Annotated in this window: 20 protein-coding genes; 11 read left to right on the plus strand and 9 right to left on the minus strand. The window is 60.7% G+C overall.

From position 1 onward, the window contains the following. Positions 1 to 10 precede the first annotated feature (10 nt). From HFO99_RS00060 to HFO99_RS33775, 3 genes are all read right to left on the minus strand, one after another. Positions 11 to 832, minus strand: a complete 822-nt coding sequence (locus tag HFO99_RS00060) for a lytic transglycosylase domain-containing protein (RefSeq protein WP_222308600.1) — start codon at positions 830 to 832, stop codon at positions 11 to 13. Positions 833 to 1,110: 278 nt separating this feature from the next. Then, entirely contained in the window at positions 1,111 to 2,145 is a 1,035-nt protein-coding gene (locus HFO99_RS00065) for an aspartate-semialdehyde dehydrogenase (RefSeq protein ID WP_222308608.1), read from the minus strand. 111 nt (positions 2,146 to 2,256) lie between these two features. After that, the gene (locus HFO99_RS33775; protein WP_164049114.1) at positions 2,257 to 2,469 is read right to left on the minus strand and encodes a hypothetical protein; all 213 of its coding nucleotides are present in this window, start codon (positions 2,467 to 2,469) and stop codon (positions 2,257 to 2,259) included. Between the two features lie 87 nt (positions 2,470 to 2,556). Here HFO99_RS33775 and HFO99_RS00075 point away from each other — a divergent pair, with 87 nt between their 5' ends. The 5 genes from HFO99_RS00075 to HFO99_RS00095 all read left to right on the plus strand — a co-directional run bounded on the left by HFO99_RS00075 (position 2,557) and on the right by HFO99_RS00095 (position 8,996). Continuing rightward, entirely contained in the window at positions 2,557 to 4,311 is a 1,755-nt protein-coding gene (locus HFO99_RS00075) for an alkaline phosphatase (protein ID WP_222358263.1), read from the plus strand. A gap of 89 nt (positions 4,312 to 4,400) precedes the next feature. After that, entirely contained in the window at positions 4,401 to 4,862 is a 462-nt protein-coding gene (locus tag HFO99_RS00080) for a hypothetical protein (RefSeq protein ID WP_222358267.1), read from the plus strand. Positions 4,863 to 4,868: 6 nt separating this feature from the next. After that, positions 4,869 to 5,561 (plus strand): ABC transporter ATP-binding protein, encoded by a 693-nt coding sequence (locus tag HFO99_RS00085; RefSeq protein WP_222358270.1) that lies wholly within the window; start codon positions 4,869 to 4,871, stop codon positions 5,559 to 5,561. Beyond that, positions 5,558 to 6,865, plus strand: a complete 1,308-nt coding sequence (locus tag HFO99_RS00090) for an ABC transporter permease (protein ID WP_222358273.1) — start codon at positions 5,558 to 5,560, stop codon at positions 6,863 to 6,865. The genes HFO99_RS00085 and HFO99_RS00090 overlap by 4 nt, the downstream gene beginning before the upstream one ends. Before the next feature lie 244 nt (positions 6,866 to 7,109). Beyond that, the gene (locus HFO99_RS00095) at positions 7,110 to 8,996 is read left to right on the plus strand and encodes an MFS transporter (protein ID WP_222358275.1); all 1,887 of its coding nucleotides are present in this window, start codon (positions 7,110 to 7,112) and stop codon (positions 8,994 to 8,996) included. A gap of 114 nt (positions 8,997 to 9,110) precedes the next feature. Here HFO99_RS00095 and lpxE read toward each other — a convergent pair whose 3' ends face one another. Both lpxE and leuB read right to left on the minus strand, forming a co-directional pair. Further along, the gene (gene lpxE, locus HFO99_RS00100) at positions 9,111 to 9,845 is read right to left on the minus strand and encodes a phosphatase PAP2 family protein (RefSeq protein WP_222334810.1); all 735 of its coding nucleotides are present in this window, start codon (positions 9,843 to 9,845) and stop codon (positions 9,111 to 9,113) included. Between the two features lie 278 nt (positions 9,846 to 10,123). Beyond that, a complete protein-coding gene (gene leuB / locus HFO99_RS00105) occupies positions 10,124 to 11,236 on the minus strand; it encodes a 3-isopropylmalate dehydrogenase (RefSeq protein WP_222358278.1) in 1,113 nt (370 codons plus the stop codon). 171 nt (positions 11,237 to 11,407) lie between these two features. Between leuB and HFO99_RS00110 the strand changes: the two genes are divergently transcribed. Further along, positions 11,408 to 12,340, plus strand: coding sequence for a pyridoxal-phosphate dependent enzyme (locus HFO99_RS00110; protein WP_222334808.1), 933 nt, complete (start codon positions 11,408 to 11,410; stop codon positions 12,338 to 12,340). A gap of 114 nt (positions 12,341 to 12,454) precedes the next feature. Here the strand turns inward: HFO99_RS00110 and leuD are convergent, their stop codons facing one another. The 3 genes from leuD to HFO99_RS00125 all read right to left on the minus strand — a co-directional run bounded on the left by leuD (position 12,455) and on the right by HFO99_RS00125 (position 13,965). Continuing rightward, complete coding sequence (leuD, locus tag HFO99_RS00115; protein ID WP_012759503.1) at positions 12,455 to 13,063, minus strand: 3-isopropylmalate dehydratase small subunit; 609 nt, start codon at positions 13,061 to 13,063, stop codon at positions 12,455 to 12,457. Between the two features lie 134 nt (positions 13,064 to 13,197). Further along, positions 13,198 to 13,620 (minus strand): VOC family protein, encoded by a 423-nt coding sequence (locus HFO99_RS00120; RefSeq protein ID WP_222249222.1) that lies wholly within the window; start codon positions 13,618 to 13,620, stop codon positions 13,198 to 13,200. A gap of 111 nt (positions 13,621 to 13,731) precedes the next feature. Then, positions 13,732 to 13,965 (minus strand): hypothetical protein, encoded by a 234-nt coding sequence (locus HFO99_RS00125; protein ID WP_017962593.1) that lies wholly within the window; start codon positions 13,963 to 13,965, stop codon positions 13,732 to 13,734. A 138-nt stretch (positions 13,966 to 14,103) separates the two neighbouring features. On the opposite strand from HFO99_RS00125, the gene HFO99_RS00130 reads away from it, so the two are divergent. Beyond that, positions 14,104 to 15,024: an HpcH/HpaI aldolase/citrate lyase family protein gene (locus HFO99_RS00130; RefSeq protein ID WP_222358281.1), complete on the plus strand. Its 921-nt coding sequence runs from the start codon at positions 14,104 to 14,106 to the stop codon at positions 15,022 to 15,024. After that, a complete protein-coding gene (locus HFO99_RS00135; RefSeq protein ID WP_017962591.1) occupies positions 15,024 to 15,230 on the plus strand; it encodes a DUF1737 domain-containing protein in 207 nt (68 codons plus the stop codon). Before HFO99_RS00130 ends, HFO99_RS00135 begins: the two co-directional genes overlap by 1 nt. A gap of 4 nt (positions 15,231 to 15,234) precedes the next feature. Here HFO99_RS00135 and HFO99_RS00140 read toward each other — a convergent pair whose 3' ends face one another. Beyond that, complete coding sequence (locus HFO99_RS00140; protein ID WP_003589582.1) at positions 15,235 to 15,672, minus strand: metallopeptidase family protein; 438 nt, start codon at positions 15,670 to 15,672, stop codon at positions 15,235 to 15,237. A 161-nt stretch (positions 15,673 to 15,833) separates the two neighbouring features. On the opposite strand from HFO99_RS00140, the gene HFO99_RS33210 reads away from it, so the two are divergent. The 3 genes from HFO99_RS33210 to HFO99_RS00150 are packed head-to-tail and all read left to right on the plus strand — an operon-like array spanning position 15,834 to position 21,695. Then, positions 15,834 to 16,778, plus strand: a complete 945-nt coding sequence (locus HFO99_RS33210; protein ID WP_261322935.1) for an ImuA family protein — start codon at positions 15,834 to 15,836, stop codon at positions 16,776 to 16,778. A 10-nt stretch (positions 16,779 to 16,788) separates the two neighbouring features. After that, the gene (locus tag HFO99_RS00145; RefSeq protein ID WP_315860465.1) at positions 16,789 to 18,234 is read left to right on the plus strand and encodes a DNA polymerase Y family protein; all 1,446 of its coding nucleotides are present in this window, start codon (positions 16,789 to 16,791) and stop codon (positions 18,232 to 18,234) included. Continuing rightward, complete coding sequence (locus tag HFO99_RS00150) at positions 18,231 to 21,695, plus strand: error-prone DNA polymerase (RefSeq protein ID WP_222358288.1); 3,465 nt, start codon at positions 18,231 to 18,233, stop codon at positions 21,693 to 21,695. Before HFO99_RS00145 ends, HFO99_RS00150 begins: the two co-directional genes overlap by 4 nt. Positions 21,696 to 21,816: the final 121 nt, after the last annotated feature.

The raw sequence follows: 21,816 nt of genomic DNA on the forward strand, positions 1-21,816 counted from the left end.
CCCTAAAGAACTATCTGCCGTCGATCTGCTGACCGATATAGGCAATCGCCTGCTGGTAGACGCTGGCGGCGTTCCAGCCCTGGATGGCGACGAAATTAGGCTCTCCAGGCTGGTAGCCGGCGCCGGCGCGCCAGCCGTGGCCCTTGAGGAAATTCGCCGTCGATGCCAGGGCATCGGCGCGGGAACCCACCATGTCGACGCGGCCGTCGCCGTCGCCATCAGCGCCGAAGCGCACGACATTGCGCGGCAGAAACTGCGTCTGACCGATTTCACCATGGGCAGCACCCTTTGCCTGCGGGCTCAGATAACCCTCTGAGACAAGTTGGAGCGCGGCATAGAGCTGGTCGGTGAAATATTCCGAGCGACGGCAGTCATAGGCGAGGGTCGAAACAGCCGACAATGTGTGCTGGTTGCCCATATAGCTGCCGAAACCGGTCTCCATGCCCCAGATCGCGATCAGCGGGCCGGCCGGAACGCCGAAACGGCGCTCGATCGAGGCAAAGAGTGCCTGATTGGCGGCCTTCATGCTGCGGCCGCGGGAGATGACCGTGGCACCGCCGCGCTTCTGCATGAACGCGTCGAAGGAGAGTTTGAAGCTCTTCTGGCCGCGGTCGGCGGCGATCGTCGGCTTGTTGTAATTGACGTTGGCGAAGGCGCGGTCGAGGACCGAGCGGCTGACGCCGTTAGCTGCTGCTTCCTGCTTGAAGTCGGCGACCCATGCACCGAAACCGCTGCTATTATTGCCGCATTGAGCGCCCTGGGCCGCTGCCGGCAGCGCCTGGAGGACGCCGGCCGCCGTAAACGCCGCCAGAAAGAATGTTGTCATGCGCATGAGAAACCCCGCTTCCGATCTACTGAAGCGCGCCGCGGCCGATCAGGGCCATGCGACGCGCTCAAAGTCTTCGTTCTGTTCATGTCGCTGTCCCGAACCGCTGCACGGTTTTGGACGGCATGCTTTGGCTTGATGCCGGGCAGAATGCCAGCCGAGGGCGATCTTGTCACGGCCACCTTTTTCAGCAAGCGCTTATGGACAGAAGCGTCCACAATTCGGCAAAAAGCCCTGCCTTCATCATCAGCAGGGCTTTAGCATATTATGGTTTACAAATGGTATCAGGCGGCCTGCTTGCGCGGCTTGACGAGACCACGATTGACGAGCAGCTCGGCGATCTGGATGGCGTTCAACGCAGCGCCCTTGCGCAGATTGTCGGAGACCACCCAGATGTTGAGGCCGTTTTCGACCGTCGCATCCTCGCGGATGCGCGAGATGTAGGTCGCATCCTCGCCGGCGGATTCATATGGCGTGATGTAGCCGCCGTCCTCGCGCTTGTCGATGACGAGGCAGCCCGGTGCATCGCGCAGGATGTCGCGGGCCTGGTCGGCAGTAATCTCGTTTTCGAATTCGATGTTGACCGATTCCGAATGACCGATGAAAACCGGCACGCGCACCGCCGTGCAGGTCACCTTGATCTTCGGGTCGAGCATCTTCTTCGTCTCGGCCAGCACCTTCCACTCTTCCTTGGTGTAGCCGTCCTCCATGAAGACGTCGATGTGAGGGATGACATTGAAGGCGATACGCTTGGTGAACTTCTTGTTCTCGATCGGATCGGCGACGAAGACGGCGCGCGTCTGATTGAAGAGCTCGTCCATGCCGTCCTTGCCGGCGCCGGAGACCGACTGGTAGGTCGAGATGACGACACGCTTGATCTTGGCGAAGTCATGCAGCGGCTTCAGCGCGACCACCAGCTGGGCGGTCGAGCAGTTCGGATTGGCGATGATGTTGCGCTTGGTGAACAGGCTGATGGCATCCGGGTTCACTTCCGGCACGATCAGCGGCACGTCGGCGTCGTAGCGCCAGGCCGAGGAATTGTCGATGACAATGCAGCCTTGCTGGCCGATCTTCGGGGAGAACTTCTTGGAAATCTCGCCGCCGGCCGACATCAGGCAGATGTCGGTATCGGAGAAATCGTAATTCTCCAGATTGGAAACCTTCAGCGTCCGGTCACCGAAGGAAACCTCGGTGCCCTGCGAACGCGAGGAGGCGAGTGCCACGACCTCATCGGCGGGGAAGCCACGCTCTGAGAGGATGTTGAGCATCTCCCGGCCAACATTTCCGGTCGCTCCCGCAACTGCTACTTTGAAACCCATTTCTCAAGCTCTCTTTCTCTTCTCTCCTCTTGTCCGGTGAGGGGAAAGGCGCGATTAATCGCGTCTTCCTGTCCCCAGCCGAGCCGGGGAGAGAGCGGCAGGCCAGAGACGTCAGACGGTTTTCGTCGTCGTTTTGGCCTTGGTTTTGGAAGAAACCGGAACGGCAATATCCACCCCGGCAACTCGTGCCCGGTCACTGCGATCAGCAATGGCGTGTTCGTCGCGAACCATGGAGATTCCTTTTCCGCTGTTGCTCTTAGAAGGTTTTCCACAGGAGTCAAGGTTTTTGCGCTCAGAGCCCGCAGGCGAAAGCGGCGGCCGCAATGCTGCGACGTTTTGTCATGCCGCTGTCATCCTCGGGAGGTATCCCGGCCCGGTTGTTAATGTCTGCAACGAAAACGGGGGTTTTCCATGCGTACGTTTCTCGCCGCCTTTGCGGCCACCACCATCCTTGCGGGCGCCGCTCAGGCGACGACGGTCTATCCGCTTGATCGCGCGACGATCCTTGCCGGTTCGCCGTTCGATTTCAAGGTCGAGCTCAATAAGCAGGTCAAGCCCGAAGACGTGAAGATCACGGTCAACGGCCAGGACTACAAGGCCGTTCTCGGCGGCGAAGCGCAGTTTATCGAGCTGGAAAAAGGCAAGGACGACAAGGCTCTCGGCTCCGCTATCCTGCTGCGCGGCCTGAAGATTTCCGCGCCGGGCGACTACAAGATCGAAGTTGCGGCCGGCGACCAAACGAAGTCCGTCATCTGGAGCGTTTACGAAACCGCGACCCAGCCGAAGGCGAAGAACATCATCTTCCTGCTCGGCGACGGGCTTTCCGTAGCGCATCGCACCGCTGCCCGCATCATGTCCAAGGGCATGACTGAAGGTAAGGCGAATGGCCGCCTGAACATGGACGATCTCGATCGCATGGCTTTCATCGGCACGTCGGCGACGAATGCCGTTGCCACGGACTCGGCCAACACCATGTCGGCCTTCATGACCGGCCACAAGACGGCCGTCAACGCGATCGGCGTTTACGCTGATCGTACGCCGTCCTCGCTCGATGATCCGCGCGTCGAAACTTTCGGCGAAGCCGTTCGCCGCACAACGAAAAAGTCTATCGGCATCGTTGCGACATCCGAAGTCGAAGACGCTACGCCGGCTGCCGTCGTGGCCCACACCCGCAACCGCGGCGACAAGGCCGACGTCGTCGGCATGCTGCTGGACGTCAAGCCGGAAGTCCTGCTTGGCGGCGGCTCGGCCTATTTCCTCGGCAAAGAAGTTCCCGGTTCCAAGCGCAAGGACAATCAAGATTACATCAAGCTTTTCCAGGATGCCGGCTACAAGCTAGCGACCGACAAGAACGAGCTCGCAGCCAATGCATCGGCTGAAGGCAATCTCCTTGGCCTGTTCCACACCGGCAATATGGACGTCACGCTTGATCGCGAGTTCCTGAAGAAGGGCACGGTCGACAAGTTCCCGAACCAGCCGGGTCTCGTCGACATGACCAAGGTTGCGCTCGACCGCCTCTCCAAGAATCCTGATGGTTTCTTCCTGATGGTCGAAGGCTCCTCGATCGACAAGATGTCCCATCCGCTCGATTGGGATCGCGCCGTCGTTGACACCATCGAATTCGACCAGGCGATCGGCGTTGCCCGCGAATTCCAGAAGGCGCATCCAGACACGCTGATCGTCGTCACCGGCGACCACACGCATGGCGTATCGATCATCGGTACCGTCGATGATGAAAAGCCAGGCATGGAAATGCGCGAAAAGGTCGGGACCTATGCCGAAGCCGGCTTCCCGAACTACAAGGACGAAAACGGCGACGGCTATCCCGATAAGATCGACGTCAGCCGCCGACTGTTTCTCAGCGCCAACAACGGCCCTGACCACTACGAGACCTTCCGTCCGAAGCTCGACGGCCCTTTCGTTCCGGCCGTCCAGAACGAGAAGAAGGAATACGTCGCCAACGAGCAGTATAAGGATGTTCCAGGCTCAGTCTTCGTTCAGGGCAATCTTCCCAAAAGCAGCGAGAGCGGCGTCCATGCGGTCGACGACGTGGTTCTGCAGTCGGCTGGTCCGGGCGCTGAAGGCTTCCACGGCTACCTGGAACAGAGCGACGTCTATCGCGTGCTCGCGGATACCTTCGCCCTCGGCGCCAAGCAGACCAACTGATCCGGCTAGGCCGCTGCCGGCCTTGCCCTCTTTTCATCGATCGTGGTCCCGGCCGTTCAGCGGCCGGGATTTGCTTCTTGGAGGTCACCATGGAAACAGTTTCTTCGTTGCATCTCAGCCGCCGTCGGCTGATCGGCGCCGCCATGGTGCTTCCCTTCACCGCCTCCCTCGTTCGCGCTGCCGAGCCTTCGCTCGCGTTCGATGAGCTTTACGGCAAGTTCAGCGTGCTCGGCCTCGAATTCTCCGACAAGGTGAAGCGCCTTGCCGGCAAAGGGATCAGCATGAAAGGTTTCATGGCACCGCCATTGAAGGCCGAGGCCCAGTTCTTCGTGCTCACCGAAGTGCCGATGTCGCTCTGCCCCTTCTGCTCCTCGGATGCGGACTGGCCGGACAATATCGTCGTCGTCTATCTCGGCGAAAAGCAGACCTTCGTGCAGCCGCGCCAGACGATCGAAGTGCGCGGTACGCTTGAATACGGTTCGTGGACGGATCCGGACACCGGCTTCGTCAGCCTGCTGCGGATCCGCCAGGCCGAATATTCCGCTGTCTGAACCGATATGCTCGCTCTCGATATCGAAAACCTGACCGTTGCCTTCCCGGGCCTGTCCTCGCCGGCATTGGCGATCGGCCGGCTGTCGATCGATGCCGGCAGCAGGGTCGCCATTACAGGCGCGTCCGGCTCCGGCAAGAGCACCTTCGTCAATATCGTTGCCGGGTTGGAGCGGACACGGCAAGGCCGCATCCGCTGGAACGGCGAGGATATCGCGACTTTTTCAGAAAGCCGGCGCGACCGGTTCCGTGCGGCCAATATCGGCCTGGTCATGCAGGAGTTCCATCTCTTCCCCGGCCTGTCGGCGGTGGAAAACGTGCTGCTGCCGGCGCGGCTCGCCGGCGCTGCGACAGTTGATGTCATCGAGCGGGCGCATGCACTTTTGAGCACGGTCGGTCTTTCGCGGCCCGGCCAGAAAATCGAAACCATGTCACGCGGCGAGATGCAGCGCGTGGCGATCGGCCGAGCGCTGCTGCGCAAGCCCGGCGTCATCATCGCCGACGAGCCGACCGCAAGCCTCGATGCCGAAAGCGGCGAGACGGTCGGCGATCTCATCCTCGATCTGGCCGTTGCCGAAGGCAGCACGCTGATCGTCGTTTCACACGACCAGCGCTTGGCCAGCCGCCTCGATCGGCGCATCACCTTCGGTTCCGGCCGGATCAGCGAAGATTCCGCGGCAACGGCGGGAGAAGCTGCATGATCCGCTTCATCCTTTCCGATCTTCGTCGCCTCTGGGCGGGATCGCTGGTGGTCGTGCTGCTGGTAGCGCTTGCGACGGCGCTTGGCGTTTCCGTCGTCTTGCAGGAGCGAGCGCTTCGTCTCGGCAGCGCACGCGCTGCCGACAAGTTCGATCTTGTCATCGGGGCCGGCGGCAGCGAGACACAGCTCGTGCTGTCCTCCGTCTTCCTGCAGCCCTCGCCCTTGCCGCTGATGCCGGGCGACGTGCTGGGCAGGCTTGCCGCGGATCCACGAGTCGATTGGGCAGCTCCGATCGGCTTCGGCGATTCCTTCTCCGGCTATCCGATCATCGGTACGACGACCATGCTGGCGCAGAACCTGTCCGGCGGCTTGGCCGAAGGCAAGATTTTTGCGCGCGAGGGCGAAGCCGTGATCGGCGGCGCCGTCAAGCTGTCGCTCGGCGGCGAGATCAAGCCGATGCACGGTTCGCTGGAAGAGGGCGGCGAGACCCATACCGAGCTCGACTATCATATCGCCGGCCGCCTGCGGCCGACCGGCACCGCCTGGGACCGGGCGATCCTCGTTCCCATCCAGGCCGTCTGGCACATCCATGGCATGGAGGTGGAGGACCATGCGGGGGACGGCGAGCACGAGCATGAAGCGGCGTCGGGCACGGATAGCGCCGAACATGGGCATGCGCATGAGAAAGCCGGCGCCGATCACGATGGGCATGAGCATCACGGGGAAGTCGATCCGGGTGCCGCGCTTGATGAGAACTGGACTGCGGGGGCTCCCGGCCTTCCCGCCATTCTGGTCAAGCCGAAGACGATCGCCGATGCCTACAAGCTGCGGCAGGACTATCGTAGCGGCAATACCGTCGCCGTCTTTCCCGGCGAGGTGCTGACCAATCTCTACGCCACGCTCGGCGACGCCAAACAGATCCTCGTCGCGGTCGCCTTTGGCGCGCAAGCTCTCGTCGCAGCCTCGCTGGTGCTGGTCACGGTCATCCATATCGGCCAGCGCCGCCGTCAGATCGGCGCACTCAGGGCCTTCGGCGCCCCGCGCGGCGCGATTTTCGGCATCGTCTGGCTGGAATTCTTTTTCCTGGTGGCGGTCGGCATCGCACTCGGATTCACGCTCGGTTATGCCGCGACCCTCATCTTGTCCGGCATGCTCTCACAAACGAGTGGGGTCGCCATGCCGGTCGGCTTCGCGCGGGAAGACGCCGGGCTTGCGGCGGTGCTGCTTGCCTTTGCCACAATTCTTGCCGCGCTGCCGGCAGTGCTCGCCTACCGGCAATCGCCGGCGCAGGCGTTGAGAGCGTAACGGTGCACATCACAATCCGCGGTGAAGCCTTCTTCCAAACCTCCGGCAGCTCCATCGTCACGGCGGTGGCGAGCTTGATGCGCATGACAAAGCGTGGCGCCATTAGACTAAAGTCATAATCCCAAAGCATCTCTCTTTTTGATCTGTCGTTTCTGGCACACTCTCGTCAGGCGTGTCGTGGCCAGGGGTATGCTTTGAGGAAAGTAGGCCGCGCGCGTGCTCATCACTTTGTGGAGGACAGACAATGGCAAATGTCGCAAGCGTCGACGGCGCGAGGGCCGGTCCGATGACCGGCGAGGAGAGGAAGGTCATCTTCGCATCTTCGCTCGGCACCGTTTTCGAATGGTACGATTTCTATCTCTATGGTTCGCTCGCCACCTATATCGGCGCGACCTATTTCACCCAATATCCTGAGGCAACGCGCAACATCTTCACGCTGCTTGCCTTTGCCGCCGGCTTCCTGGTACGCCCCTTCGGCGCGCTGGTGTTCGGCCGTCTCGGCGATCTCGTCGGCCGTAAATACACCTTCCTGGTGACGATCATGATCATGGGTCTGTCGACCTTCCTCGTCGGCGTCCTGCCGGGCGCCGCCACGATCGGCATCGCAGCCCCGATCATCCTGATCGCACTGCGCCTGCTCCAGGGTCTGGCGCTGGGTGGTGAATATGGCGGTGCAGCAACCTATGTCGCCGAACATGCACCGAACGGGCGCCGCGGCTACTTCACCTCGTGGATCCAGACAACGGCGACGCTTGGCCTGTTCCTGTCGCTGATCGTCATCGTCTTTGTGCAATACCTGATGGGTGCGGCTCAGTTTGCCGCCTGGGGCTGGCGCATTCCGTTCTTGGTTTCGGTCGTCCTGCTCGGCGTTTCCGTCTGGATCCGCCTGAAGATGAACGAATCGCCGGCGTTCCAGCGGATGAAGGCGGAAGGCAAAGGCTCCAAGGCGCCGCTGACCGAGGCCTTCGGGACCTGGAGAAATGCCAAGATCGCGATCATCGCGCTGCTCGGCGCCACCATGGGCCAGGCGGTGGTCTGGTACGGCGGCCAGTTCTATGCGTTGTTCTTCCTGCAGAACGTGCTGAAGGTGGATCTGTTCTCGGCCAATGTCATGGTCGCCATCGCACTTCTCCTCGGCACGCCGTTCTTCGTCATCTTCGGCGGCCTCTCCGACAAGATCGGCCGCAAGCCGATCATCATGGCAGGTCTTCTCATCGCGGCGGTGACCTATAATCCGCTGTTTAAGGCGATGACCTGGACGGCAAACCCGGCGCTTGCCGAAGCGCAGGCTTCGATTCGGGCAACGGTGACAGCTGATCCGGCGGACTGCAGGTTCCAGTTCAACCCGACCGGCACGGCGAAGTTCACCAGCTCTTGCGACGTGGCGACGGCGTTCCTGACCAGGAACTCGGTGCCTTACGACGTCGTGCCCGGTACAGCCGGACAGCCGGCAACGGTGAAGGTCGGCAACGCGACGGTCCCAAGCTTCGACGTCGTCGCTGCCGGCGACAAGGCCAAGGGGATGACCGCCGCCTTCGAAAAGAGCGTCAACATCGCGCTCCATGATGCCGGCTATCCGCTCAAGCGCGGTGCTGTCAAGGTGCCGGATGCCAAGCTCGATGCCTTCATCGCAGCCAATCCGGAACTGTCGCTCAACGCCGATGCCGTGCGCGCCGGCGAGAAGGAAACCGTACCGGCGGCGAAGCTGGTCGAGACCAAGCTGCTGACCGCGGATGAGGCCAATGGCGTCACCGACATGACGGTCTACAACATCGCCAATGGCGGCGCTTTCGCCATGGTCGCCGATCCGGCTCGCGTCAACTGGATCGGCACGATCGCCGTGCTGTTCGTCCTCGTCCTCTATGTGACGATGGTCTACGGCCCGATCGCCGCTCTGCTGGTCGAGCTTTTCCCGACCCGGATCCGCTATACCGGCATGTCGCTGCCCTATCACATCGGCAACGGCTGGTTCGGCGGCCTGCTGCCGGCGACGGCCTTCGCGATGAGCGCTGCCGCGGGCGATATCTATTACGGTCTCTGGTATCCGATCGTCTTTGCGACGATCACGCTGGTGATCGGCCTGATCTTCCTGCCGGAAACGAAGAACAGGGATATCCACGCCATGGATTGAGAGGCGCTTCAGCGTTCAAGAAAAGAAGCCCGGCGCTCACAATGCGCCGGGCTTTTCCATGTTACAGCGCCGCGCGTCTTTTCGGACGTGCAAAGGACGCTGTGACATTTTGAATTATGCAGTGCGAAACAGGCGCTTCGAGACTGGCCAGCCGTCCGGCGCCAGCTTGAAGAGCAGGCCACAGCGCGCAAAGATGATCGCCGTCAGCAACGAGAACCAGGCGCCGAAAGCAAGGCCGGCGATGACGTCGCTTGGATAGTGGGCGCCGACCATGACACGTGTCATGCCGAGCCAAATGGCGCAGGCGATGAAGGCAACGCGATAGCGCGGAAACAGAAGTGCGAAGGCGGCGAAGAAGGCGCCGACCGTGGTGGCATGGCCGGACGGGAAACTTTCGAAAGCGGAGTGGCCCGAAAAGGGCGCGAAGGAAAACATGCCGTAGTCGTGGAAATGATCGGGACGCGCCCTGCCGATCGCACGCTTCAGCAGATTGGCGAGAAGTCCTGAGAAGACAACGGTGGCGAAGAGATAGGCGCCGATCCAGCTCACATAAAGCGCCTGCGCCTTGGAGCGCGCCGTCTTCAAAAGCTTGTAACCCGCCCGGCCCTGAAAGAACAGCAGGATGCTGGTGTAGATCAGCCAGGCGGAATCGCCGAAACCGGTCAGCAATTCGCCGAGGTGTTTCACCGGCGCGGGAGCTTCTCTGGCACCGATCGGCGCGTCGAAGAGCAGCATCGAAAGGATCACGGCATTGATCGTGACGAAGAGGCAGGCCTGCCAGCGCAAAGGCGGCATGCCGACGTCGCTCCGGCGCCAGCGCCTGTCCAGGGAAGCCCAAAATGCCCGCATTTCGTCGTCCGTTCGAATTGGCCTAGCGCGCCGCGCTTCCACCAGGACACGCTAAGGACGCTCTATTTCTTTGAATTGACGCATGATCCTTCGTCGAAAATCGCTTCCGATTTCGGGATTATGCGCTCGCTAAAATCCGGCGCAAAAATACACGAGATTGTGGCCGAGAATAGTCCGTTTCGGATAATTCGACCAAGCGGGACGTGCTTCACCGCCCGCAAAGAAAAAGCCCTCCGCATGCGCGATGCGAAGGGTTGGATCCTGTTTCACGTGAAATATCAGGCGGAAAGCGTCTTGAACTCGGCGAGGATCGCATCGCCCATCTCGACGGTGCCCACCTGCCTTGCGCCGTCGGCCATGATGTCACCGGTGCGGATGCCCTTGTCGAGCACGTTGGCGATCGCCTTTTCCAGATCGTCGGCTTCCTTCACCAGATTGAAGGAGTAACGCAGGCACATGGCGAATGAGGCGATCATGGCGATCGGATTGGCGATGCCCTTGCCGGCAATGTCGGGGGCCGAGCCATGCACAGGCTCGTAGAGCGCCTTGCGCTTGCCGGTCTTGCCGTCAGGCGCGCCGAGGGAGGCCGACGGCAGCATGCCGAGCGAACCGGTCAGCATGGCGGCGACGTCGGAGAGCATATCGCCGAAGAGGTTGTCGGTGACGATGACGTCGAACTGCTTGGGCTGGCGCACCAGCTGCATGCCGCCGGCATCGGCCAGCATGTGTTCGAGCTGGACGTCGGAATATTTTGCCTTGTGCGTCTCGGTCACCACCTGGTTCCAGAGCACGCCCGACTTCATGACGTTGCGCTTTTCCATGGAGCAGACGCGATTCTGCCGCGTTCGGGCCATTTCGAAGGCAACGCCGGCGATGCGCTCGATCTCGTAGGTATCGTAAACCTGCGTGTCGATGCCGCGTTTCTGGCCGTTGCCGAGGTCGATGATCTCCTTCGGCTCGCCGAAATAGACGCCGCCGGTCAGCTCGCGGATGATCAGAATGTCAAGACCTTCGACCAGCTCCGGCTTCAGCGACGAGGCCGCAGCAAGGGCCGGATAGCAGATGGCGGGGCGCAGGTTTGCGAAGAGCTGCAGATCCTTGCGCAGGCGCAGCAGACCGGCTTCCGGGCGCACTTCGTAAGGCACGCTATCCCATTTCGGGCCGCCGACGGCGCCGAAGAGAACGGCATCGGCGGCAAGTGCCTTCTGCATGTCGGCTTCCGAGATGGCAGCGCCATGCGCATCATAGGCGCAACCACCGACAAGGCCTTCGTCGGTGACGAAACCGGCATGCATCGCCTCGTTCATATAGGCGATGATCTTGCGGACCTCGCCCATTGCCTCGGGACCGATGCCGTCACCCGGCAGCAGGAAAAGATTGCGCGCTGTCATGAAACCCTCCTGGGAAAAACAAGTTGCGGTTTCTTAGACCCCGGAAATGGGCATTTCAAGCGAGAGAAGGGGTGAATCGGTACGCATCGCTCTGAGCAGCGATGATTGCTCCTGTGCCCGCAAACGGATTAGAAAGGCAGCTCTTACCTTTATTTCCCTGGATGGTTCCCCATGCCCTTTGCACCTCTCCATCTCGACACGCCCTTGGTTCAGACAGCACCTGCCTATAGCGCCAGCGGCAAACCGCTCTGGCTGAAGCTTGATGCGCTGCAGCCTTCCGGAAGCTTCAAGCTGCGCGGCGTCGGCCGGCTTTGCCAGTACGAGGTGGACAATGGGGCGCGCGAGATCTTCTGTGCCTCCGGCGGCAATGCCGGTATTGCGGCGGCTTATGCCGGCCGGGCCCTGGGGGTGCCAGTCACGATCGTCGTGCCGGAGACGACGGCGGCCGATGTACGCCGGACGATTGCCGCAACGGGCGCCAATGTCCTCGTTCATGGTTCGGTTTTCGATGAGGCCAATGCCCATGCAGTCGAACTCGCCCGAAGCCGCAAGGCAACCTATGTGCATCCCTTCGACCATCCGCTTCTTTGGGATGGCCATGCAACGCTGATCGACGAGGTGGTGGCGAAGGGGGCAAAATTCGATTGCGTCGTCACCAGCGTCGGCGGTGGCGGGCTGCTTGCGGGCATTGTCGAGGGCTTGAAGCGAAACGGGCATTTCGATGTGCCTGTTATCGCCGTCGAAACGGAAGGGGCGGCTTCGCTGAACGCCAGCCTCAGGGCGAATGAGCGCATCACCCTTCCCGCCATTACCTCAATTGCCAATTCGCTCGGCGCGCGGCAAGTGGCACAGCATGTCTTCGACCTGCCGAAGCAGCATCCGATTGAAAGTGTTGTCGTCAGCGACGCCGATGCCGTTGCCGCCTGCCTGAAATTTGCCGATGCACAGCGCATTCTGGTCGAGCCGGCTTGCGGCGCGGCCCTTGCCGTTGCCGATGTGCATGCCGGGCTGCTTCAGCGCTTCGACCATCCGCTTATCGAAGTCTGCGGCGGCATCGGCGTGTCGCTCGAAAAGCTTGAAGCCTGGAAAGAGAAATTTCTCTGATGTGCCGCAATTTAAAGTGTTGCAGCGTCCTTTGCGCGTCTGAAAAGACGCGCGGCACTGTAAAGAAAAAGCCGGGCAAATGCCCGGCTTGATCGGTAACCGATTGGATAGGGCTCAGGCTGCCCAGGGGTGCGAAGCGGCGTTCTTCTTTTCGAAGCTGTCGATCGCCTTGCCTTTTTCGAGCGTCAGGCCGATATCGTCGAGACCGTTCAGCAGGCAGTGGCGCTTGAATTCGTCGAGATCGAACTTGATCAAGCCACCATCGGGACCGGTGATTTCCAGGTTTTCGAGGTCGACGGTGAGGACGGCGTTGGAGCCGCGCGAGGCGTCGTCCATCAGCTTGTCGAGGTCTTCCTGGCTGACCTTGATCGGCAGAATGCCGTTCTTGAAACAGTTGTTGTAGAAGATGTCGGCGAAGCTGGTCGAGATGACGCAGCGGATGCCGAAATCGAGAAGCGCCCACGGGGCGTGCTCGCGCGAGGAGCCGCAGCCGAAATTGTCGCCGGCAACGAGGATCTTGGCATCGCGATAGGCCGGCTTGTTCAGCACGAAATCCGGGTTTTCTGAGCCGTCCTCATTGTAGCGGGCTTCCGCGAAGAGGCCGGTGCCGAGGCCGGTGCGCTTGATCGTCTTCAGATAATCCTTCGGAATGATCATGTCGGTGTCGACGTTGACGACCGGCAGCGGCGCTGCAACGCCCGTGAGCTTCACGAATTTATCCATGATCCATGCTCCATTTCAGCAAATCTACTTCCTGAATTTGCATCTAGTCCAGTTTTTCGCCGAAATGAAGGAGAATCTTTTCACAGACGGCGGCCACGCGACGTTTCGCGCGGTCCGCCGGTTGCGGCTGTCCCCTATTTGGACGGCGCGTTCAGGCCCCAAAGGACGCCGAACGGATCACGAAGCTGACCGTAGCGGTCACCCCAGAACATCAGTTCGACCGGCATGACGACATCAGCGCCGGCAGCCACGGCACGGTCCCACCAGAAATCGATATCGTCGATCACCAGCTGAATGGCGAAGCCTTCATGGCCTTTGAAGGGATGACCGTGTTCGGGATAGGCATCCGACAGCATGAGGGAGCTGCCGTTGATGTAAAGATGCACATGCATCGTTCGGCCGCTCTCGTCGACCGGCACGAGATAGGCCTCTTCGGCGCCGAAGGCCTTCTTGTAGAATTCCGTAGCCTTCACCGCGCCGTCGACCGTCAGATAGGGCAACAGGCCATTCTTGACCGGTGGCATCTTGGTCGGGTTGCTCTCTGTCGTCGTATCCATGATTGTCCTCCATTCGTTTCTGAAGCGCGGGCTGAATGCCTGGCTGGTTCAAAGACGTAACATGGAAGCGCGATGCGACAGTGTCGGCCAAATTTTTCAGCGAAAAGATGATCAGAGATCGATGATCGTGCCGCGGCCGTCGTTCCACACCCGCATTTCGCGCTGGCCGTTATTTGCCTTGGCACGAACCGGAGCGGGCTTCATCTTCATCGAAAGCGCACGTCCGACCATGAGCACGGTCAGGATGCCGCCGACGGCGAGCGTCACCGAAAAGGTGAGAAGCAGCATGGCCACAAACACGGTGGCGCCGGCAAGCATGAGGAAGATGGAGCGAATGTTCTGCATGGTTAGAGACCTTTCTTCGGAAAGGAATGTGGTCCTTCTCTTTCCTCTCTGCAAGGCAAGCATGGCTTTTTGTTGTTCTGCTCGATGTTCTGGGGTGGGTTGCTTGCTTCGGCTGTCAAAGCTTGGCACTAATTCGCCATGAGCCGAAATCCCACGACCCGCTCCGCCCGCCTGCGCCGTTCGGTGCTGAGCGTGCCTGCCATCAATCCCCGCGCCCTCGAAAAGACCCATGCGGTCGATTGCGATGCCGTGATCTTCGATCTCGAGGATTCCGTGGCGCCGGAAAAGAAGGTGGAAGCGCAGGAAAATCTAAGGAATTTCTTTTCGGCTCGGCCGCTGGAAGGCAAGGAGCGGATCATCCGCATCAACAGCCTATCCACCGATTTCAGCCTGGCGGACATGGAACTGGTAATCGCGCTCAATCCCGACGCCGTGCTGCTGCCGAAGGTCGACCAACCGCAGGATGTCATGGCGCTCAGTGACCTTCTCTCCGAGGCCGAAGCACCTGAAGATCTGCGCATCTGGGCGATGATCGAGACACCGCGTGGCATCCTCAATGCGGCTGTTATCGCCGAAGCCGGGCGCATGCCGGGCTCGCGGCTCGATTGTCTCGTCGTCGGGCTCAACGACCTGCGCAAGGAAACCGGTGTGCTTCCACAGCCGGGGAGGAGCTATCTCGTGCCGTGGCTGATGCAGGTCGTCCTTGCGGTCAGCGCCTACGGGCTCGATGCGATCGACAGCGTCTTCAACGATTTCAGGGACGAACAGGGTTTCGATGCCGAATGCCTGCAGGGCCGGGCCATGGGTTTTGCCGGCAAGATGCTGATCCATCCGGCGCAGATCGAGCCCGCCAACCGCCATTTCGGGCCCGATCCGGCGGCGATTGCGGAAGCGGAGGCGATCATATCAGCCTTTGCCGATCCCGCCTCCGATGGGCTGAACGTCATCAATGCAGGCGGGCGGATGATCGAGCGGCTGCATCTTGCCCAGGCGGAAAGTCTGGTTCATAAAGCCCGCCTGATCGCAGTCCGCCAGATTGCAGCACGAAAGACGATGTAATGAAACTTTACCGCTTCCTGACCGGTCCAGACGATGCTTCCTTCTGCCACAAGGTCACCGCCGCCCTCAACAAGGGCTGGTCGCTGGAGGGCTCGCCGACCTATGCTTTCAATGCCGCGACCGGCGCGATGCAGTGCGGCCAGGCCGTCGTCAAGCATGTCGAAGGCAAGGATTACGATCCTGAGATGAAGCTCTCAGAGCAGTGAGGTTTTAGCGCTCGGCGGCTTCCTCGGCGCTTGCCTCGATCCGCTCCATGTCATCGTCGCTCAGTCCGAAATGGTGACCAATCTCGTGGATCAGGACGTGGGTGATGATATCGCCGAGCGTCTCGTCGTTCTCAGCCCAGTAATCGAGGATGGGGCGGCGGTAAAGGCGGATGCGGTTCGGCATCTCGCCGGTTTCCAGCGTGAAACGTTCGGAAATGCCCCTGCCCTCGAAAAGGCCGAGCAGATCGAAAGGGGTTTCCAGCGCCATGTCCTCGAAAACGTCGTCATCGGGGAAATCTTCAATCTCGATCGTGAGGTTGGTCGTCAGCTGGCGAAATTCATCCGGCAAATGGCTATAGGCCTCCATCGCCAGCGACTCGAAGGTGCTGATCGTCGGCGCATGGCGGTCCCGCCAATCATCGCTCTGGTCTATGCGGGCCATGAATATTCCTTCCTTTGCGGGCCCATATAGAACCTTTATCGCCGATTTTCGAGTGCGGAATCAAAGGCAGGAATAAATTCATAGAAAATGGCCGTTGACTCTTCATTAGCTCTCTGGAATCTATAAGAACATAACAGGAACAAGACGAATTGGAGAACGCCATGGCGCAGCACGCCCTGGCGCGCGAGCGGCTTTTTGCGCTCCGCGAAACCATCGCCAGACTGGAGGGAAGGCTCGCGCCGGCGCTTGCCGCGGCGGAGCGGGAAGCCCTGGCGGCAGGAGGTCAGATACCCAGGAGACGCGTTCTGCCGCCCTTGGCGTTCGGGGTTGAGTTTCTAGACAGCGCGCTGGAAGGCGGGTTGCCGCTCGATGCGATCACCGAATTCCGCTCGGCTCTGTCTCGCGATGCCGGTGCGGCAAGCGGGCTGGCGATGGCTGTTGCCGCGCGGCTGCAGAAACAGGAAGCGGATGCCGGCAGGCTTATGCCGTTGCTCTGGATTGGCGATGCCGTCGGCACGCTGGAGGCCGGTCGTCCCTATGCACCAGGGCTTCGGGATTTCGGGTTGAGCCCGGAGCGGTTTCTCCATGCCGCGCCGCGCAAGCTGGACGAGGCGCTCTGGCTGGCGGAGGTGGCGGTGGAAAGCGCTGCCTTCTCGGCCGTTATCTTCGAAGTGCGAGGCAATCCCGCCCATTTCGGCCTGACCGAAAGCCGCAGGCTCAGTCTCAGGGCGCATGCTGCCCGCCGTCCGCTATTCCTTGTCCGCCAGGCCGGAGCAGAGGAGGCAAGCAGTGCGGCCTTCCGTCTGCATGTTGAGCCGGCCCCGTCCGGTCTGCGGCCGTTGCCGGGTGGATCGAAACTTTCCGGCAGCATCGGCAATCCGATTTTCCGTCTCACGCTGGAGAAGAGCCGCAATCCGGCCCCGCTCTCCTTTCTTCTGGAGTGGAACCCCCATGACCGCCAATTTCTCCCTGTCGCCGAACCAAACCTCGTTCGTCCTCCAGGCGAACAGTCAGCGCATTCTGGCGCTCAGCTTCCCGCATCTGCCAACGGACCGGATCGCCCGCAAGCGATGGGGGCTCTCCTGGCGTTCGAAAGGGCGTCCTGAAACGCCGCCTATCGTCTGTTCCGGCAAGCTCAACAATGCCATGCGGCTGACGGCACTGGACGAGTTGGCCGAAAGGCTGGGGCTGAGGAAGGAGCTGGGCGTTGCCGAAGCGCGCGCCATGTACCCGCTGCTCGAGGTCGCGGAAGAGGATCCGGCAGCCGACCGCCGGTTGCTGGAGGCAATTGCCGACTGGTGCGACCGTTATACGCCGCTGGTGGCGTTCGACGGCAAGGACGGCCTGTTTCTCGATATTAGCGGCTGCGCCCATCTTTTCGGCGGTGAAAAGGCGCTTCTTAGGGATGTGCTGTCGCGGCTTTTTCATATGGGGTTCGATGCCCGCGGCGCGATCTCATCGTCACCCGGCCTTTCCTGGGCCGCGTCCCGCTTCGGGCAAGGCGGCGTGATCGAGGACAAAGAGACGGAACATGTGCTGATGTCCTTGCCGGTTGCAGCCTTGCGGCTGGAAGGACAAACCGTCGATGCCCTGAAGAAGCTCGGTCTGAAATATGTCGGCGACGTCATCGATGCACCGCGAGCGCCGCTGACCCGCCGGTTCGGCCAGGAGCTGCTTCTGCGTCTCGACCAGGCGCTGGGACGTGAAGAGGAGCCGGTCTCGCCCCGGCGTCCTGTTGCCAGCCTCTCGGCCGAAAGCCGGCTGATCGAGCCCATCGGGACGGAAGAGCAGATCCTTGCCGTCACCAGGCAGATCGCCTTATCGCTGCAGCCGTCGCTGGAGGTGCGGGGGGCTGGCGGGCGGGTGTTCGAACTGGTCCTGTTCCGCGTCGACGGCAGGGTCTTTCGTATCTCCGTCGGCGCTTCACAGCCGCTTCGCGAACCAAAGTTCATCGCCGGGCTTTTTTCCGAGAGATTGCAGGCGGTCTATGACGATCTCGATGCCGGCTATGGTTTCGAGATCCTGCGGTTGAATGTGTTGCGGCACGATCCCTTCAACGAGGCGCAGGGTGATTTCGAGGGCGACCGGCAGGGAGAGATCTCGCTTTCGGCCTTCGTCGACCGGGTCTCGGCCCGGCTTGGTGCGGATTGCCTGCAAAGCTTCCAGCTTCGCGAAAGCCATGTGCCGGAACGCGCCGTCATCACGGTTCCTGTGATGGAGAGCCTTCCCAGGCGGAAGGCCGCGCAGGACATCCAGCTTCCTTTCCGCGAAGAGCGCCCGCTGCGGCTCTTTGCAACGCCGGAGCCCGTCGAGACCATACTTGCCGAAGTGCCCGATGGTCCGCCGCAGATCTTCCGCTGGCGGCGGATGCAGCATCAGGTGGCAAGAAGCGAAGGGCCGGAACGGATTGCCATGGAGTGGTGGATCGATGGGGATGACGCCGAGGCGCGTGACTATTTCCGCATCGAGGATGAGACCGGACATCGCTTCTGGATCTATCGGCGGGGCTTCTATGGTCGGGAACTCGATCCGCGCTGGTTCATGCATGGTGTTTTTGCATGAGAACCGCGCCCGCATTTTGCGAGATCGGCGCGAGGACGAATTTCTCGTTTCTCGAAGGCGCCTCCAGCCCGGAAGAGATGGTCGTGCAGGCCGCTTCGCTGAAGCTCGGCGGCCTCGGCATTGCGGACAGGAATTCGGTTGCCGGGGTGGTGCGGGCACATGCGCAGGCGGAGCAGCTTGAGGAGAGATACAAAAACAGGGATGCGATTTTAGCCGAAGCGAAGAAGAAGGGAAAAACGGAGGCCATTTTCGATCCTATCCGGGTTCAACCGGGCGCCCGTCTCGTCTTTTGCGACGGAACGCCCGATGTCCTTGCCTATCCGCGCAACCGGCGCGGCTGGGCCAATCTCTGCCGTCTTCTCAGCACCGGTAATCTAAAAAAAGAGGCGGTCAAGGGGACCTGCATACTGACGGAAGCGGAGCTCATGGAATGGGGGGACGAGATGATGCTTGCCCTCGTTCCCGATCGCACCCTTGTCGATCATCAGGCGGGTCAGTCGACGCTGAAAGATTATCTGGAACGGTTTCGCAGACGCTTCCGCAAGGCTTTTTTTATGGTGCTGGCGCCAGCCTATGACGGCCGCGACAGGCAGGTCTTTGCGGTGTTTTCCATGCTTGCTGCCCGAAATCGCGTGCCGTTGATTGCGACCAACCAACCACTTTACCATCATCCCGAACGCCGGCCGCTTTCGGATGTCGTGATCGCGATCCGGGAGCATGTGCAGATAGCGCAAGCCGGATTCCTGCTGGCGCCGAATGCCGAACGTTACCTCAAGGATTCACGTGAAATGGTCCGGGTCTTCCGGGACTATCCTGGTGCGATTGAAAATGCGCAGGTATTTTTCGACAGCTTGACCTTTTCGCTGAAGGAATTGGAGCACAATTATCCGCCAGAAAACGATCCTGGCGAAACGCCGCAGGAGACACTCGAAAGGCTGACGAGAGCGGGAGCCGCAAGACGCTATCCCGAGGGTATCCCGCCCAAGGTGGCGCAACAGATCGATTATGAGCTGAAACTCATCGGGGATAAGAAATATGCCTCTTATTTCCTGACGGTGCACAGGATCATCCAGCACGCCCGCTATGAACTCAAGGTCTTGTGCCAGGGGCGCGGATCGGCGGCAAATTCGGTCATCTGCTATTGCCTCGAGATAACGGAGGTCGATCCCGAAAAGAGCACGCTGCTGTTCGATCGCTTCATTTCGATGGATCGCGACGAGCCGCCGGATATCGATGTCGATTTCGAGCATGATCGACGCGAAGAGGTCATCCAGTTCATCTATAAAAGATACGGCATAGAACATGCCGGCCTGACGGCGGGGGTGACCACCTACCGCACCCGTTCGGCCGGCCGCGAGGTCGCCAAGGCCTTCGGGCTGTCGGAGGATGTCCAGTCGGCGATCAGCAGCCTCGTCTGGGGGTGGTCGGAGGACAATCTCTCCGAACGGGATGCCAAGGCGGCGGGTCTCGACGTCAAGGATCCGGTGACCCAGAACGTGCTGAAATATGCCTCCGAGCTTCTCGGCTTCCCGCGCCACCTCACCCAGCATGTCGGCGGCTTCGTCATCACGCGGGACCGGCTCGATGAGGTGGTGCCGATCATGAAGACGGCGATGCCGGATCGCTACATGATCGAATGGGACAAGGACGACCTCGACAACGTCAAGATTCTCAAGGTGGATGTGCTGGCGCTCGGCATGCTGACCTGCCTGCGGAAGGCCTTTTCGCTGCTGGAGCTGCATTACGACGTGAAGAAGACGCTCGCAGACCTTGGCCACAAGGAGCATGGGGATGAGGGCAAGCCGGTTTACGAGATGATGGGCCGGGCCGATACGCTCGGCGTCTTCCAGATCGAAAGCCGGGCGCAGATGAGCATGCTGCCGCGTCTTAAGCCGAAGGTGTTCTACGATCTCGTCATCGAGGTAGCGATCGTGCGGCCGGGTCCGATCCAGGGCGACATGGTGCATCCCTATCTGAAACGTCGGGAGCAGCGGGCCAAGAACATTCCGATCAAATATCCGAGCAAGGAGCTGGAAACGGTTCTGGAAAGAACCCTCGGCGTGCCCTTGTTCCAGGAACAGGCCATGCAGATCGCCATTACCGCCGCAGGCTTCAAACCGGCGGAAGCCGACAAGCTTCGCAGAGCGATGGCGACATTCAAGAGAACGGGTACGATCGGTAACTTCGAAAAGCGGTTCATCGAGGGAATGGTCGCAAAGGATTATGATCCGGAGTTCGCGCAACAGTGTTTCAACCAGATCAAAGGTTTCGGTGAATACGGTTTTCCGGAAAGCCATGCCGCCTCCTTTGCGCTGCTCGTCTATGCCTCCTCATGGCTCAAGGCCTATTATCCCGACGTCTTCTGCGCGGCGATGCTGAATTCCCAACCGATGGGCTTTTATGCGCCGGCGCAGCTGGTGCGGGATGCACGCGAGCACGGGGTAAAGATCCTGCCGGTCGACATCAATGAATCGAACTGGGAGTGCGGTCTGGAAGAAGCTGCCTTCGATCGGAATGCCATCGATTTCCGGCATGACAAGATGCGCGAGATCATCAAGACCCGGCATGCGGTGCGGCTGGGTTTCCGGCAGATCAAGGGTCTCTCGATAGACGATATGGAACGGCTCGCCGACCATCGAGGTAAAGGCTACAGTTCGGTGCGCGATCTCTGGCTGCGGTCCGGCCTGCAAAAATCTGTTATCGAGCGACTGGCGGATGCGGATGCGTTCCAGTCCCTCAAACTGTCACGACGCGACGCACTCTGGGCGGTACGGGCGCTGGATGTGAAAAGTGCGACCGAGGAGCTGCCGCTTTTCGAGCAGGTCCGTCACGTCGACCTCCAGGCCGAGCCTGCGACGAAGTTGCCGGATATGCTGCCGGGCGAACAGGTGATCGAGGATTACCGTTATCTCTCCCTGTCGCTCAAGGCGCATCCGGTTTCCTTCCTGCGGGAGGAACTTCAGAAAATGGGCATCACGCGCAATGTCGATCTTCTGACAGTACCGAACGGAAAGAGGGTGACAATCGCTGGATTGGTGCTGGTGCGGCAGCGTCCAGGTTCGGCCAAAGGGGTGATCTTCATGACGCTGGAGGACGAAACCGGGGTCGCCAATACCATCGTCTGGAGCAAAGTATTCGATAAATACCGGGCGATCGTCATGGGTGCTCGGCTGGTGAAAATCCGTGGCAGGCTGCAAAGCCAGAGCGGGGTGATCCATACCGTTGTTGAGCATATCGAGGACATGACGCCGGCGCTCGGTATCCTGCAACGCGAGGCCCGGCGTTTCGGCGTCTGCGAGCGATCGGACGAGGTACTGAGGCCGGGTGTCGATCAGCGGCAGAGAAAGCTCGCGCAGGCACGAGAGAGGGCGGAGCTGGAAAAGCGGATGGCTGCCGCAAGCGGCCATGCGGTTGTGGCGGAAACAGCCCAGGTCATGCCGCGGGGGCGGAATTTCCACTAGAGAGTGATGCTAAAAAACGTCGCGCGCTTTCGGACGACGTTGTACCGTACGCCTTTGATTTAGATAGAAATTCGGATTTCAGGCCAATTCTTCAAAAACTATCCGCCTCCGGAATGCCATT

The organism is Rhizobium leguminosarum, from assembly GCF_019798305.1.
Taxonomy (GTDB): Bacteria; Pseudomonadota; Alphaproteobacteria; order Rhizobiales; family Rhizobiaceae; genus Rhizobium; species Rhizobium leguminosarum_U.